We start from the raw sequence: 14,723 nt of genomic DNA on the forward strand, positions 1-14,723 counted from the left end.
CACGCGCCCCCCCCCCCGCCCCCCCCCCCCCCCCCCCCCCCCCCCCCCCCCCCCCCCCCCCCCCCCCCCCCCCCCCCCCCCCCCCCCCCCCCCCCCCCCCCCCCCCCCCCCCCCCCCCCCCGCGGCGGTGGCGCTGAGGTACTTCGACGGCACGATCACCCGGCAGGAGCTGGACGAGCTCAGCGACGGGCTGGCCGCCGGGCTGCTCGCGCACGGGTTCGGCCCCGGTGACCGGCTCGCGGTCTACCTGCAGAACGTGCCGCAGTTCGTCATCGCGATGGTCGCCGCCTGGAAGGCCGGCGGCACCATGGTCTCGATCAACCCGATGAGCAGGCAGCGGGAGCTGTCCTACCTGCTCAAGGACTCCGGTGCCGTGGTGCTGCTCTCCCTCGAGTCGCTCTACGACCAGGTGGCCCGCGAGGTGGTGCCCGACACCGACGTGCGCCTGGTGCTGACCACCAGCGAGCTGGAGTTCCAGACCCGGGACGACGAGCGGCTGTTCGCCGGCACCAGCCGGCAGCGGCACGAGGGCACGACCGACCTCCTCGAGCTCGTCGCGGCGCACCGCGGCGAGGTCCCGCCGCCGGTCGGCCTGCGGGCCGACGACGTCGCGTTCCTGACCTACACGTCGGGGACCACCGGCGTGCCGAAGGGCGCGATGAACACCCACCGGAACGTGGTGTTCACCGCGCAGGTCTACCGCGACTGGGTGCACGCCGGGCGGGACGGCGCCATCTTCGGCGTCGCCCCGCTGTTCCACATCACCGGGCTGATCGGGCACATCGCGGTCAGCCTGCTGGTGCCGGCGCCGCTGATCCTGGCCTACCGGTTCGAGCCGCAGGTGGTGCTCGATGCGTTCGCCGAGCACCGGCCGGCCTTCACCATCGGCGCCATCACCGCGTTCAGCGCGCTGCTCAACGCACCGGGGTTCAGCAAGGACCACTTCGCGTCGTTCACCTCGGTCTACTCCGGCGGCGCGGCCATCTCCCCGACGGCCGAGCAGAACTTCCTGGCCGCGACCGGCAAGCAGGTGCACAACGCCTACGGCCTCACCGAGACGACGTCGCCGATGACGGTCACGCCGTTCGGCGCGGCCTCACCGGTGGACCCGACCTCGGGCGCGCTCTCGGTGGGCGTCCCGGCGCCGAACACGATCGTGCGCATCCAGGACGACGAGGGCCGCGACCTCCCGCTCGGCGAGATCGGGGAGATCGTGGCCGAGGGGCCGCAGGTCGTCGCCGGCTACTGGGGCAAGCCCGAGGAGACGGCGGCGAACCTGCCCGGCGGCGCGCTCAAGAGCGGCGACGTCGGCTTCATGAACCCCGACGGCTGGGTGTTCATCGTCGATCGCAAGAAGGACATGATCAACGCGTCGGGCTACAAGGTGTGGCCGCGCGAGGTCGAGGACGTGCTGGCCGAGCACCCCGCCGTCCGGGAGTCCGCGGTCGTCGGCGTCCCCGACGAGAAGCGCGGTGAGACGGTCAAGGCGTTCGTCAGCCTCAAGCCCGGGGCCACGGCCACCGAGGAGGAGCTGATCGCGCACTGCAAGCAGCGCATGGCCGCCTACAAGTACCCGCGCAGCGTGGTCGTCGTCGACGAGCTGCCCAAGACGGTCACCGGCAAGATCCTCCGCCGGGAACTCCGCGAGCAGTAGGACGACGACGTGCGCACCGCCGAGCTCCTGGAGCACGCCTACGACCAGGTGCACGAGACGGTGCACCGCAGCCTCGACGGCCTGACCGCCGACGACCTGCACCGCCGGCCCGGCCCGGCGACCAACCCGATCGGCTGGCTGGCCTGGCACCTGCTCCGGGTGCAGGACGACCACCTGTCGGACGTCGCCGGGCACGGGCAGACGTGGACGGCGCAGGGGTGGGCCGACCGGTTCGGCCTCCCCTTCGCCCCGGACGCGACCGGCTACGGGTTCGACGCCGAGCAGGTGGCCGCCGTCCGGATCCGGTCGGTGGACCTGCTGACGGGCTACGCCGGCGACGTGCATGCCCGGTCGGTGGAGTTCCTGCGCGGGTTGTCGGACGCCGACCTCGACCGGGTGGTGGACCGCTCCTGGGATCCGCCGGTGACCCTCGGGGTGCGGCTGGTCAGCGTGCTCTCCGACGACCTCCAGCACCTCGGCCAGATCGGCTACGCCCGGGGTCTGCTGGGGGTCTGAGCCGGCCGGCCCGGACAGGCGCGATGCCGTCCCGGAACAACTCCCGGACACCCGTCGCGCCGGTTACCGTTCCGCCACTGCCGCCCGGCCGTTCTCCGGGCTCGTCGACGCTGGCGGTGATGACGATGACCACCCCGCCTGAGCCCCCGGTCGGGGCCGTGCCGGCCCCCGGGGCAGACCTTCCCGCGCCTGCACCGGGAGCCGCTGCGGTGCGGCGGCCGTCGCCGGTTCCGCGCGATCCCTCCGCCGTCCGGCCGGCGGCCCGGCCGGCGCGCCGGCGCGTCGCGCGGAAGCGGACGACGACGCCGGAGCCGTCGCCCCTGGCGCACTGCTCCGCCGAGCTGGCGGCCCGCCGCCGGTTGCGCGCGCTGGCCGTTCTGACGGGCGGGCTCGGGTCCGCCGCGCTGGTGACGCTGAGCGGGATCGGCGGGCCCGCGGCCGGGTTCGCGGCGGGGTCCGCGGCGGGGTCCGGCGCCCTGCAGGTGGCGGTCGACGACCGGGCGGACGCACGGGCCTGGCTGCCGTCCGAGGACGCCGGCATGGGCCCGCTGGTGATCCCGACGATCGGCGTCCTGCCGCCGGGAGCCGACGACTGGTTCCTTCCCCGGTGCACCACCCGTACCCCTCGGCGCCCCTCTCCCGCCGGTCGACCCGCAGGTCCCGGCACAGCCGCCCGTCCCCTCGCCGCCGGCGCCACCGCCCGCCGCCGATCCGGCGGGCGCCGACGCGTCCGAGGAGCCGGCTGCTGCGGCGTCGGCGGAACAGGTGCCGCCGGCGGAGCAGCCCCCCGCCGAGCAACCACCGGCCGAGGTGCTTCCTCTCGAGGGGCCACCTCTCGAGGATCCGCTCGCCCAGGCACCGCCGGTGGAGGAGCCGCCTCTCCAGGACCCGCCCGCCGGGGAACCGCCTCCCGAGAAACCGCCGGTGGAGGAGCCACCTCCCGGGCAGCCGCCCGCCGGGGAACCGCCCGTGGACGCATTCTCCGTCGGGGAGCCGCCCACCGCGGAACCGCCGGCCGAGGAGCCACCGGCCGAGGAGCCGCCCACCACGGAACCACCGGCCGGGGAGCCGCCCACCGCGGCCCCCGAGCCCCCGGCCGCGGTGCTGGTGCCCGGGGAGGCCGTGGAGGTCCGGAACCCCGCGACCGGCGGCCTCGTCCTCTCCGTGACCGTGGCCGAGGTGCTGCCGGGCGTGTCCTGCACCGATCCGGCCGTCGTCGCGAACAACGGCTCGCTGGTGGCGGTGCGGGTCACCGTGACCACCGGCGCCGACCTGACCGTCCTGGGTGGCGAGCACGACCTGGGAGCCGGCGAATTCCGGCTGGACGGCGACGACGGCACCGTGGCGACCGGCAGCGCCCCGGCCGGGGTCTGCGACACCGGGGCGACGCCCTTCCCGGGCGGTCCGCTCGGGCCGTCGCAGGAACTGACCGGCACCGTGGTGCTGGACGTGCCCGCCCTCTCGGGCGTGGTCCGTTACCAGCCGGAGTGGCTGACCGCCGGGGACGCCTGAGCCCCGGCGACGACCGAGGAGCGGAGCACGCCCTCCTGCGGCAGGGTGGGGGCATGACCACCCCTTCCGAGACGCCACAGCCCCGCGACATCGCCCTGGAACAGGAGACGCCCGAGATGGCGGCGTCCCTCGAGGAGCAGAGCTCGTCGCCCGAGGCGCCGCAGGGCGACGAGAGCGACGTCGCGGGCCACCCCTCCTAGGAGCGGTGCCCGCCGGTCAGCTGCCGGGCCGGGATGCGGTGGGCGGCGACGTAGTACAGCGTCGTCCCCGCCGCCAGGCGGGTGTCCCACGGCGGGCTGACCGCGAGCCCGTCGGGGTCGCGCACCGCCAGCACGGTGGCGCCGAACGCCGTGCCGAAGTGACGCTGGCACTCGCCGAACGTGGCGTGCGGGAAGTCCGGGGGCACCGTCAGCGAGTAGGTGTTGCGCCCGCCGTGGGTCATCAGCTCGCTGTAGACCTGGGTGATGCCCGGGTCATTCGCCTCCTCGGTGAGCAGGAACGGCATGTGCCACTGGGCGCCCTGCACCCCGGCGCTGACGTAGCGCAGCGTGTCCAGCCGGCCCAGGTCGCGCAGCGCCGCGACGAGGTGGACCCCCGGGTGGGCGTGCTCGACGGCGACCGCGACCGCGAGCGTCTCGTTGTCGTCCCGGGCGTCGATCACCACCGTCCGGGCCTCCGGCACGCACGCCCGCTGCATGACGTCCTCGTGGGTGAGGTCGCCGCGGACGAAGTGCACCGCCGACTGGTCCGGCATCGGGTTCTCCGGGACGTCGTCCCAGGCGCACAGCGCGACCTGGGTGCGCCCCTCGGCGGTCAGCTCCGCGATGATCCGCTCGGTGCGCCCGGGCCAGTAGCCCAGCAGCACCACGTGGTCGGACATGTCCAGGGGGACCACACCTCTCAGGCGCCGGCCCCGCACCGACTGCAGGGCCTCGGACAGCTGCGTGAACAGCAGGGTCAGGGTGACGATGCCGCCCACGATCACGTAGGCGCCGATGACCCGGCCGCCGATCGAGCTGGGGAAGACGTCGCCGTAGCCCACGGTCGCGGCGGTGACCAGGAAGTACCACCAGTACGTGCCGGAGGCGGTGATCCCGCTGCCGGCCGGCTCCACCAGCGTCATGGCCAACCAGCTGGAGAGGAAGACGAACACCGCGACCGCCAGCGGCAGCCGCCAGCCGCCCAGTCGCAACCGCACGAACCGCGTGAAGCGGTGGAGGAGGAACGGCAACGGAACTCCTGGGGGCGGGGGCCGGGACGAGGCAAGCTACCGCGGCGCGGCCGGGGGCAGCAGCGCACCGACCACCCGCGCGGCGAGCTCGGGCAGCAGCGTCGCCGCCTCCGCGCGGCACCGGGCCACGTCGGGCTCCACCTCGGTCAGCGCGTGCGCGGCGACGAACCCCGCCGCGCGCAGCCGCTCCGCCGGCAACCGCACCGCTCCGGCCAGCGCGAGGCAGGGCACGCCCGCGGTCCCGGCCCGGGCGGCCACCTCGGCCGGGGCCTTGCCGTGCAGCGTCTGCTCGTCCAGCGCGCCCTCCCCGGTGATGGCCAGGTCTGCGCCACCGAGCGCGTCGGAGACGCCCATCAGGTCGCACACCAGGCCGGCTCCGGACACGATCCGGCCGCCGACCGCCAGTGCCCCCGCCGCCGTGCCGCCCGCGCCCCCGGCGCCGGGTACGGCGGCGACGTCGGCGCCCAGGTCCCGGGCGAGGACGGCGGCGTAGCGGGTCAGGGCCGCGTCCAGCGTCCGCACCTGGTCGGGTGCGGCGCCCTTCTGCGGAGCGAAGACGTGCGCCGCACCCGAGGGCCCGGTCAGCGGGTTGTCGACGTCGGAGGCGATGACCAGCTCCACCCCGGCCAGCCGGGGGTCGAGCCCGCGCGCGTCGGCCCGGGCGAGGGAGAGCAGCCCGCCGCCACCGGCGGGGACGTCGCGCCCGTCGGCGTCGAGCAGCCGGATGCCGAGCGCCTGCAGCATGCCCGCGCCGCCGTCGGTGGTCGCGCTGCCGCCGATGCCGAGCACGATCCGCCGCACCCCGCGGTCGAGCGCGGCGACGATCAGCTCACCGACACCCCGGGTGGTCGCGGTCAGCGGCGCCGGTGCGGCCAGCCCGAGGCCGGCCGCGGTCGCGAGCTCCAGCACGGCGACGCCCGGCCGCAGCGCGAGCAGCGCCTCCCGCGGCCGCCCGTCCGGCCCGCTGACGGTCACCGGGTCCGGCCGGAATCCTGCCGCCAGAGCGGCGGCCACCGTGCCCTCACCGCCGTCGGCGACCGGCCGCAGCACCACCTCGACGTCGGGGCGCACCCGGACGACGCCACGGGCGGTGGCCTCCGCGGCGTCGGCGGCGGTGAGGCTGCCCTTGAACGAGTCGGGTGCGATCACGACGTGCACGACGGGCAGCATGCCCCGCGGCGTCGTAGCGTCGAACGGGTGACCGACTCAAGCCCCGACTTCTACGCCATCGAGGACCTGCTCGAGCCCGCTGAGATCGAGATCCGCGACCGGGTTCGCGCCTTCTGCGACGCAGAGGTCATCCCGTACATCAACGACTACTGGGAACGCGCGGACTTCCCCTTCGAGATGGCGCAGAAGCTGGCCGGGCTCGGCATCGTCGGCGGCACGATCGAGGGCCACGGCTGCCCGGGCATGAGCAACGTCGCCGCCGGCCTCGTCGCCGCCGAGCTGGCCCGCGCCGACGGCAGCATCGGCACCTTCAACGGGGTGCACAGCTTCCTGGCGATGCAGTCGATCGCCGTCCTCGGGGACGACGAGCAGCGCGCGCGCTGGCTGCCGGAGATGGCCCGCCTGGAGAAGATCGGTGCCTTCGGCCTGACCGAGCCCAAGCACGGCTCCGACGCCGTCGGCCTGGAGACCTCGGCCCGCCGCGACGGCGACAGCTTCGTCCTCGACGGGCAGAAGAAGTGGATCGGCAACGGCTCGATCGCCGACTACGTGATCATCTGGGCCCGCGGGGAGGACGGCAAGGTAGGCGGCTACGTCGTCGAGAAGGGCACTCCCGGCTACGAGGCGACGGTCATGACCGGCAAGACGGCGCTGCGCGCGGTGTGGCAGGCCGAGATCACCCTGACCGACGTGCGGGTGCCGGCGGAGAACAAGCTGGCCAACTGCCACTCGTTCAAGGATGTCTCCTCGATGCTCGACCGCACCCGCTACACGGTGGCGTGGCGCGCGCTGGGCCTGGCGACGGCCTCCTACGAGCTGGCGCTGGCGCACGCGCTGCAGCGGGAGCAGTTCGGCCAGCCCATCGCCGGGTTCCAGCTGGTGCAGGACAAGCTGGCCCGGATGCTCGCCGAGATCACCTCGATGCAGCTGATGTGCTGGCGGCTGTCGAAGCTCGCCGACTCCGGCCGGATGACCGCGGCGATGGCCTCGCTGGCGAAGATGAACCACGCGGCCAAGGCGCGGGCGATCGTGGCCGACGCCCGCGACATCCTCGGCGGTGACGGCATCCTGCTCGACCACCACATCGCCCGTCACCACGCCGACATGGAGGCGATCTTCACCTTCGAGGGGACCGACTCGGTGCAGGCGCTGATCGTCGGCCGCGCGATCACCGGGATGTCGGCGATCAGCGGGCGGAAGCCGGAGCAGCGCTGACCGACCAGGGCTGCACGGCCATCGCCGTGGAGCCCCGGGCAGGCAAGAGCCCCGGGTCCCTCGAGCGGGATCCGGGGCTCGGTCGCGCCGGCTCAGCGGGCGCTGGTCAGCCGGTTGTCGACGGCGGTGAGGCGCGCGCACTCCGGGCAACCGGTGCGGCCGACGCCGACCCGCTCCCACTTCTGCGTGCCCCACACCTGGACGATGGCACCGCACACGGCCAGCTCCACCTCGCCGTCGAGCTCGGCCGGCGGTCGGTGGGCCTCCACGGCGTGCCAGGGGTAGGTCTGCTCGGTCTGCGTCCCACCCGTCCAGCGGTCGGGACGGGCGAACCCCACGGCGTACGTTTCCACGAGGTTAACGATTCCCCGGCCGCCCGGCGTCCAATCCCCCTGATCGGGCGAAAACGGCTGCCCGGCAACCGACTGCCGCCGCCACGCTCCGCAGTCGCCGCCCGCGGGGCCGACCCCGGCGGGTGACGCGCTGGGCGCGCTACCGTCGGAGTCCTCGCGGGAGGAGCACGCACGATGGATCCGATCAGCCTGCTGGTGGGTGCGGCGCTGCTCGGCGCCGGCTTCGTCGCCGGGCGGCTGGGCCGGGGCCGGCAGACGGCTCCTCCCCCACCGGTGACCCCGCTGTGCGGCTGCGGGCACACGCTCAGCCAGCACGACACCGAGACCAACACCTGCTACGCCGAGCTGCGCCGCGACACCTACGACAAGCGCGGCCGCTGGTCGGGGCACAGCTGGGTGCCCTGCACCTGCCGCCAGTACGTCGGCCCCCGCCCGATCGACGAGGTGTTCGTCCCGCGCGTGCTGCCGCCCGGCGACTGATCCACCGGTTTCCGGGCATCGAGGGCAGGTGAGTCCTCGATCCGAGCCGGCCCGCCGCGAGCGCACCGACACCCTGCTCGCCCTCACCGAACCCGCGCGCGCCCTGGTCAGCGCCGGGGCGCTGGCCGCGGGGATGCCGTTGCTGCGCCTGGCGCCGCGCGGGGAGCCGCACCCCGTCGTCGTCCTGCCCGGCTGGCTGGCGTCCGACGTCTCCACCCGCACGCTGCGCCGGTGGATCGGCCGCCTGGGCTACCCCACGGTGGGCTGGGACCTCGGCCGCAACCACGGGCCGCGGCCCGAGGTCGTCGACGGCGTCCGCGCGCTGGTGCAGCGGCTCGCCGACGAGCACGGCGGGCCGGTGAGCATCGTCGGTCAGAGCTTGGGCGGCATCTTCGCCCGGCGGCTGGCCGAGCGCAGCCCGCGGCTGGTCCGGCAGGTGGTGTCCCTCGGCTCCCCGTTCTCCGGGGTCGCACCACGGCCGCGCCGGGCCGCCGGCCGCGACGGCATGGTCCGGGAGTACCGCCGGCTGCGGGCGGTGCAGGAGGTTCGTCCGGCCCGGGCGCTGCCGGTGCCGAGCACCTCGGTCTACTCGCGCTGGGACGGCGTGGTCGACTGGCGCACCTGCCTGCAGCAGGAGGGGCCGCGCAGCGAGAACGTCGCCGTGCACGCCAGCCACCTGGGTATGGGCGTGGACCCGGCGGTGCTCTGGATCGTGGCCGATCGGCTGGCCCAGCCGCGGGACGGCTGGCAGCCCTTCGTCCGGCCGACCCGGCTCGGCGCGCGCTCGCTCTTCCCCGAATAGTGAGCGGGGCCCGGCCGAGCCGCCTCCGTGCCGGGCGGATGCCAGGATCGCCGGATGGCGACCTATCGGGTGGTGGTGACCTGCACCGTCGATGTCGTGGACCAGGAGGCGTTGCTCCACGCCGGCGCGGCCGCGTGGGAGGCGTCGGCGGGCGGGTGGGCGGTCCGTGCCTCTGACGAGGGAGATGTCGCGGCGGCCACGGCCGAGGAGGCGGCGGCTGTCGCTCCCGGCCCGGAGGCCAGCATCGCCTTCCTCCTGGGCGCCCAGCCGTACCCGACCGTCCCAGGGGTGCGGTTCGGCACGTCGTCCGTCGACGTCCAGCCAGGCGCCGGCCTGTAGCTCGTAGTGCGGCCGCCCCGGCGAGGGAGAGTGCGGCGAGCCCCGCGGGGCTCGTCGGGGTGCAGCGACGCCGCTGCACGCCCCGTGCGACGCTCCGGTGATGTCGTCGTCCGTGTCGCACACCAGCGTCGACTGCACCGACGCCTACGCCCTGTCACGGTGGTGGCGAGCCGTGCTCGACTACGTCGAGGACCCGGACGATCCCAACCGGCCCGGCCAGGAGGAGCGCCTGATCGGGTCGCGCGACGGGCATCATCACCTGCTGTTCGTCGAGGTCCCCGAGGCGAAGCGGGTGAAGAACCGGGTCCACCTCGACCTGCGTCCGCGCGAGGATTCGCGCGACGACGAGCTGGCCCGCCTCCTCGCCCTCGGCGCGACGGCTCTCGACGACCGCCGCAAGCCGGACGGCACGGGATGGGTGGTGCTCGCCGACCCCGAGGGCAACGAGTTCTGCATCCTGCGCAGCGAGGCGGAGGTCGCGGCGACGAGCGGGTCCTCGGGCGGCGGCTGAGCGGGCACGATCCCGGCCGTCGTCGCGGACGGACGGCCGGCGCCAGCGCGCGGTGCCGCCGGGCTCAGGTCCAGGTGACCCCGGCGGCCAGCACGACCAGGGTGGCGGTGGTGGCCGTCTCGACCACCGCGCCGAAGACGTCGCCGTTCACCCCGCCGAGGCGCCGGGCGGCGTGCCGGGCCAGCAGGGCGGCGACCAGCAGCGCGACGACGACGGCGGCGGCCGACCACAGCGCCTCCGCGACCGAGCCCCCGACGGCGAGCCGGGCCCCGAGGGCCGCGGCGAGCAGCACCGCCGTGACCGCCCAGCGCAGCGCCGCGGAGCCGGACCCGGCGACCAGGACGCCGAGCGACGACCCGGCAGCGGCCGACCGGGCGGCGGCGTGCAGCACCGCGGTGCGGCCCGTGACCGTCGCGAGGACGACGGCCAGCACGCCCTCGGGAAGCGCGGCATCGCCGAGCACCGCGCCCAGCGCCGCCACCTGGACCAGCAGCGTGCAGCCCAGCGCGGCCACCGCGAAGGCCCCCACCTCGGGCCGGCGCATGATCGCCAGCGCCTGCTCGGCCGGCCGCCCGCTGCCCAGCCCGTCGGCCAGGTCGGCGGTCGCGTCGAGGTGCAGGCCACGGGTGAGCAGGGCCAGCGCGGTGACCACCAGCGCCGCGGCGAGCAGCGGCGACCCCGCCTCCGCACCGCGCCACACGGCGAGGGCCGGCAGGCAGGCCAGCGCCCCCAGGACGAGGCCGACCACCGGCAGCCAGCGCAGCACACCGGAGCCGGGGACGCGGGCGCGCTCGGGCACCGGCAGCACGCTGAACAGGCCCAGCGCGGCGAGCGGCCCACCGGCGCCCGCGGCGCGTTCCGGTGCGCTCATCGCAGCCGCTGGGGCAACCCGGCGGTGAGCAGCCACACCCGCTGGGAGGCGGCGGCGACGCGGGCGTTGAGGATGCCCAGCTCGTCGCGGAACCGGCGACCCGACGCGGTGGCCGGCACCACGCCGGAGCCCACCTCGTTGCTCACCGCCACCACCCGGCGGCGGGTGCCGGTCCACGCGGCCACGACGTCGTCGACGGCGGAGGCGAGGCGCGCGTCGGCCTCGGCGCCGCCGTCCCACACCCCGCAGTCGTCCATCACCCGGGCCAGCCAGGTGGACAGGCAGTCGACGAGCACCGGCGGGCCGGTCTCCCCCAGCACGCCGACCAGGTCGACGGTCTCCACCGTCCGCCACGAGCCGGGCCGGCGGTCGCGGTGCAGCGCCACCCGGTCGGCCCACTCGGGATCGCCGCCGTCGGCGGGCAGCCCGCAGGCGACGTACTCGACACGGCGTGCCCGCGCGAGCAGCTGCTCGGCGTGCCGGGACTTGCCGGAGCGGGCGCCGCCGAGCACCAGCGTCCGGCGGGGTGGCCGGCCGATCACGACACCCGCCCCGCGGTGCGCCGGGCGCGCAGCGCGGTGAGCAGCAGCTGCGCGCCCAGCACCGCGCCGACGCCCTCCCCCGAGCGGAGCCGGAGGTCCAGGAGCGGCTCCAGACCCAGCTCGGTCAGCACCTCGGCGTGCGCCCGCTCGCGGCTGCGCTGGCCGGCGACCAGTGCGGTCCGGGCGGCGGGCTCCAGCCGCACGGCGACGACGGCGGAGACGGAGGTGACCAGCCCGTCCAGCACCACCGGGACGCCCGCGGCGGCCGCCCCGAGCGTGACGCCGGCGAGCACCGCGAACTCCGGCCCGCCGAGGGCGGCCAGCGCGGTCCGCGGCTCGGTCAGCGCCGCGCCGTGCTCGGTGCGGGCCCGCGCCAGGGCCGCGGTGGCGACGGCGCGCTTGCGGGCCAGCATCTCCGCGTCGGCTCCGGCACCCAGCCCGACGGCCTCCTCGGGGTCGAGCCCCAGCAGCGCGCAGGCCAGCGCCGCGGCGACCGTGGTGTTGCCGATGCCCACCTCGCCCAGGCACACGAGCCCGTGCCCGGCCAGCTCGCGGCCCAGCTCCCGGCCCTCGGCGACCAGCGCGTCGACCGCCGCGGGGGTGAGCGCGTCGGCGGCCACCAGGTCGCCCTGCGGGTCCGGCGACACGGCGGCGTGGGCCCGCACCGCCAGGCCGGCCTGGGCGGCGGTGGCCGCGCCGAGCGACTCGCCGGTGCCGGTGGCGGCGAGCACGTCGGCGGTCACCGACGCCGGGTACGCCGAGACCGCGTGCGCGGTGGCGACGGGGTGGTCGCCGACGACGACGACCAGCGTTCCGGTGGCCGGCTCGGCGCCGGGCAGGGCGAGCACCCGGTCGACGGCGCGGTCGAGCACCCCGAGCGACCCGGGGACGGAGAGCAGGTCGTCGCCGGTGTCCCGGGCGGCCACCACGGCCTCCGGCTCGGGCCCGGCCAGGTGGGAGACCGGGGCCTCCGGGCTGCCGTCGGCGGGCCAGCGCTCGGCCAGGACGACCTCGTCCAGCGACATGCGGGTGGACCAGCCGTGCCGCATCAGCCCGGGCTCGGGCGGCCGCTCGTCGGGCCAGCCCAGGCACAGCCAGCCGAGGGTCTCCACCCCGTCGGGCAGGTGCAGCAGCTCGGCCAGGTCGGCGGGCTGGAAGAGCGTCACCCAGCCCAGGCCCAGGCCGGAGGCCCGGGCGGCCAGCCAGATGTTCTGGATGGCGCAGGCGCAGCTCCACAGGTCGGCGTCGGGGAACGTCGCCCGGCCGAGCACGCCGGTGGCGTGCGCCCGGCGGTCGCAGGCGACGACGATGCCGACCGGGGCCTCGCGGATGCCCTCCAGCTGGAGGTCGAGCAGCCGGGCGCGCCGGTCGGGCGTGAGCAGCTCGGCCTGCCGGAGCCGCTCCCGGTCGGCCAGCGCCGCGGCGCGGTCCCGGGTCGCCTGCTCGGTGACGACGACGAACCGCCAGGGCTGCGAGTGCCCCACCGACGGAGCGCGGTGCCCGGCGCCGAGGACCGCGCGCAGCAGCTCCTGCGGCACCGGGTCGGGGCGGTAGCGGCGGATGTCGCGGCGGGCGTCGACGACCGCGTGCAGCGCCGCCACGCTGTCGGGGTCGAACGCCCAGCCGGACGGGTCGGCCGCGCGCTGGGCCGCGTGGGTGCGGTCGCCGATCACGGGGACCGGCCGGGGCCAGCTCATGCCAGGAACTCCTCCGTCAGGTGCGCCCGGGACCACCCTCGCGCGCCGACCGCGCCCGTCCGTGCACCCGAGCGCAGGTGCTCCCCCGTGCGGGCGATCAGCCGGTGGCCGGCGCGGTCGGCGCGCGGGAGAGCGTCGGGCCCGGCAGCTGCGCTGCCGCCCGGGACACCGGGCACGATACTTCCTCCCGTGTCCGGCGCCCCGCGTCCGCCGGACCGCCTGCCCGGGAACCCGAGGTGGGCACCGGGAGCGGCCGGCCGCGCCGTCACACGATCGTCAGGTGCCGGCCGTTGGCGCCCGCGCCGCCCGGGTACCTGCTCTGCCCATGAACCGGCTCGCCGCGCACGCCGCCACCTCGCCCCCGGACGCGTCCGAACCGGCCGACGAGGGCACCGCCGGCGCCGGCCGGTTCGGCGTCCGCGTCGTCCTCGGGGTCACCGCGCTGCTGGCCGGGGCCGTCCCCTTCCTGCTGCTCCTGCTGCTCGTCCAGCAGAACTGGTCACCGCTGGAGACGCTGGACGGCGGGGTCGCCGCGGACCTCAACGCGGTGGTGAGCGACTCCCCCGCGCTGGTGGGCGTGCTGCAGGCGGTCACCGATCTCGGGGGCAACGGGGCCGCCGTCCTGGTGTTCACCCTCACCACGGTCTTCCTGCTGATCCGCGGTCAGCGCCGGCTCGCCGCGTTCGCCGTGGTCACCGGGGTGGCGCTGGCCGTCCTCGTGCCGGTGACCAAGGCGCTCGTCGGCCGGGCTCGGCCGGTGGTCGACATCCCCGTGTCCGAGCTGCCCTCCAACGCCAGCTTCCCGAGCGGGCACGCGATGGTCTCGGTGGTCACCTACGGGATGCTGGCGCTGCTGGCGATGCCCGCCGTGGGCCGCGGAGCCCGCCGCTGGGTGCTGGCCGCGGCCGTGCTGATCACCCTGGCCGTCGGCTTCACCCGGCTCGCGCTCGGCGTGCACTTCGTCTCCGACGTCCTCGCCGGCTGGTTCCTGGGGCTGGGCCTGCTGGCGGTGACGACGGCGGCCTTCCGCGCCTGGCAGCACGACCACCACCGGCCGGCGACGGTGGATCCGCTCGAGGTCGATCCGCACGACGCGCCGCACCTGGCGCCGTCGGGGCAGCCGGCGCTCCCCGACGGCAGCCGGACCGTCGGCCGGCTGCTGGCCGGCGCCGCGGCGCTGACCGGGGTGCTGGTGGTGCTGGGCCTCCTCGTCACCGCCGTGCTGGGCGACACCGCGCTGGGCCGCTTCGACCGGGCGGCGGTGCGCGCGGCCGTCGACCTGCGCAGCGAGACGCTGACGGACGTCACGACGGCGGTGAGCCGGCTGTCCGGGACGCCCATGGTCATCGCGGTGAGCCTCAGCCTCGTCGTCGTGGCGCTGGCGGTCACCGGCAGCTGGCGCCCGGTGGCGTTCGTCGTCGTCACGGTGCTCGGGGAGCTCGGCATCTACTTCGTCGTGTCCCAGGCCGTGTCCCGGGCCCGCCCCTCGGTGGCCGACCTGACCTCGGGTCTACCGACGGCGGCGAGCTGGCCCTCCGGCCACGCGGCGGCCGCGGTGGCGATCTACGGCGCCCTCGCCGCGCTCGTCGTCACCTGCGCGCGGAGCCGGTGGCGGTGGGCGGTGCTGGCGGTGCCGCTGCTCGTGGCGCCGGCCGTCGCCCTGTCCCGCATCTACGTGGCCGCGCACTACCCCACGGACGTGCTCGCCGGCCTGGTGCTCGGCACGGTCTGGGTGCTGGTGTGCGCCCGTTACCTGCTCCCCGGGGTCCGCGACGCGGTGCGGTACCCCCGGGCCCGCGACGCAGCTGCCGCGCGCTGAGTGTCACGACA

The 14,723-nt window shown here is 76.2% G+C and carries 16 protein-coding genes; 10 read left to right on the plus strand and 6 right to left on the minus strand.

The genetic code is table 11. The features are described 5' to 3' along the window. The first annotated feature begins 127 nt into the window (after positions 1–127). From ACI790_RS18720 to ACI790_RS18735, 4 genes are all read left to right on the plus strand, one after another. Positions 128–1,654 carry an AMP-binding protein gene (locus ACI790_RS18720; protein ID WP_456571296.1) on the plus strand — a complete coding sequence of 509 codons (1,527 nt, stop codon included), beginning with the start codon at positions 128–130 and terminating at the stop codon, positions 1,652–1,654. A gap of 9 nt (positions 1,655–1,663) precedes the next feature. Beyond that, the gene (locus tag ACI790_RS18725) at positions 1,664–2,170 is read left to right on the plus strand and encodes a mycothiol transferase (RefSeq protein ID WP_456571297.1); all 507 of its coding nucleotides are present in this window, start codon (positions 1,664–1,666) and stop codon (positions 2,168–2,170) included. 969 nt (positions 2,171–3,139) lie between these two features. After that, positions 3,140–3,682, plus strand: coding sequence for a hypothetical protein (locus tag ACI790_RS18730; RefSeq protein WP_456571298.1), 543 nt, complete (start codon positions 3,140–3,142; stop codon positions 3,680–3,682). A 53-nt stretch (positions 3,683–3,735) separates the two neighbouring features. Continuing rightward, entirely contained in the window at positions 3,736–3,882 is a 147-nt protein-coding gene (locus ACI790_RS18735) for a hypothetical protein (RefSeq protein WP_456571299.1), read from the plus strand. On the opposite strand, the gene ACI790_RS18740 is transcribed toward ACI790_RS18735, so the two are convergent. Both ACI790_RS18740 and ACI790_RS18745 read right to left on the minus strand, forming a co-directional pair. After that, positions 3,879–4,913 carry an ion channel gene (locus ACI790_RS18740; protein ID WP_456571300.1) on the minus strand — a complete coding sequence of 345 codons (1,035 nt, stop codon included), beginning with the start codon at positions 4,911–4,913 and terminating at the stop codon, positions 3,879–3,881. The genes ACI790_RS18735 and ACI790_RS18740 overlap by 4 nt on opposite strands. A gap of 36 nt (positions 4,914–4,949) precedes the next feature. Beyond that, positions 4,950–6,071, minus strand: coding sequence for a glycerate kinase (locus ACI790_RS18745; RefSeq protein ID WP_456571301.1), 1,122 nt, complete (start codon positions 6,069–6,071; stop codon positions 4,950–4,952). A gap of 39 nt (positions 6,072–6,110) precedes the next feature. Between ACI790_RS18745 and ACI790_RS18750 the strand changes: the two genes are divergently transcribed. Beyond that, positions 6,111–7,298: an acyl-CoA dehydrogenase family protein gene (locus ACI790_RS18750; RefSeq protein ID WP_456571302.1), complete on the plus strand. Its 1,188-nt coding sequence runs from the start codon at positions 6,111–6,113 to the stop codon at positions 7,296–7,298. Positions 7,299–7,390: 92 nt separating this feature from the next. Here the strand turns inward: ACI790_RS18750 and ACI790_RS18755 are convergent, their stop codons facing one another. Then, on the minus strand, positions 7,391–7,651 hold the full coding sequence (locus ACI790_RS18755; RefSeq protein WP_456571303.1) for a hypothetical protein: 261 nt from the start codon (positions 7,649–7,651) through the stop codon (positions 7,391–7,393). 174 nt (positions 7,652–7,825) lie between these two features. Between ACI790_RS18755 and ACI790_RS18760 the strand changes: the two genes are divergently transcribed. The 4 genes from ACI790_RS18760 (at position 7,826) to ACI790_RS18775 (ending at position 9,783) form a co-directional block, all read left to right on the plus strand. Then, positions 7,826–8,131 carry a hypothetical protein gene (locus tag ACI790_RS18760; protein WP_456571304.1) on the plus strand — a complete coding sequence of 102 codons (306 nt, stop codon included), beginning with the start codon at positions 7,826–7,828 and terminating at the stop codon, positions 8,129–8,131. 28 nt (positions 8,132–8,159) lie between these two features. Continuing rightward, positions 8,160–8,933 carry an esterase/lipase family protein gene (locus ACI790_RS18765; protein ID WP_456571305.1) on the plus strand — a complete coding sequence of 258 codons (774 nt, stop codon included), beginning with the start codon at positions 8,160–8,162 and terminating at the stop codon, positions 8,931–8,933. A gap of 54 nt (positions 8,934–8,987) precedes the next feature. Beyond that, on the plus strand, positions 8,988–9,272 hold the full coding sequence (locus tag ACI790_RS18770) for a hypothetical protein (protein ID WP_456571306.1): 285 nt from the start codon (positions 8,988–8,990) through the stop codon (positions 9,270–9,272). Between the two features lie 100 nt (positions 9,273–9,372). Continuing rightward, on the plus strand, positions 9,373–9,783 hold the full coding sequence (locus ACI790_RS18775; RefSeq protein WP_456571307.1) for a VOC family protein: 411 nt from the start codon (positions 9,373–9,375) through the stop codon (positions 9,781–9,783). 64 nt (positions 9,784–9,847) lie between these two features. Here ACI790_RS18775 and ACI790_RS18780 read toward each other — a convergent pair whose 3' ends face one another. The 3 genes from ACI790_RS18780 to bluB are packed head-to-tail and all read right to left on the minus strand — an operon-like array spanning position 9,848 to position 12,893. Beyond that, positions 9,848–10,654 (minus strand): adenosylcobinamide-GDP ribazoletransferase, encoded by an 807-nt coding sequence (locus tag ACI790_RS18780; protein WP_456571308.1) that lies wholly within the window; start codon positions 10,652–10,654, stop codon positions 9,848–9,850. Beyond that, positions 10,651–11,196: a bifunctional adenosylcobinamide kinase/adenosylcobinamide-phosphate guanylyltransferase gene (locus ACI790_RS18785; protein WP_456571309.1), complete on the minus strand. Its 546-nt coding sequence runs from the start codon at positions 11,194–11,196 to the stop codon at positions 10,651–10,653. Before ACI790_RS18785 ends, ACI790_RS18780 begins: the two co-directional genes overlap by 4 nt. Then, a complete protein-coding gene (gene bluB, locus ACI790_RS18790) occupies positions 11,193–12,893 on the minus strand; it encodes a 5,6-dimethylbenzimidazole synthase (RefSeq protein ID WP_456571310.1) in 1,701 nt (566 codons plus the stop codon). Before bluB ends, ACI790_RS18785 begins: the two co-directional genes overlap by 4 nt. Before the next feature lie 280 nt (positions 12,894–13,173). Here bluB and ACI790_RS18795 point away from each other — a divergent pair, with 280 nt between their 5' ends. Next, the gene (locus ACI790_RS18795) at positions 13,174–14,712 is read left to right on the plus strand and encodes a phosphatase PAP2 family protein (protein ID WP_456571311.1); all 1,539 of its coding nucleotides are present in this window, start codon (positions 13,174–13,176) and stop codon (positions 14,710–14,712) included. The last annotated feature ends 11 nt before the right edge of the window (positions 14,713–14,723 follow it).

The sequence above is a fragment of the Blastococcus sp. SYSU DS0539 genome (assembly GCF_054050855.1).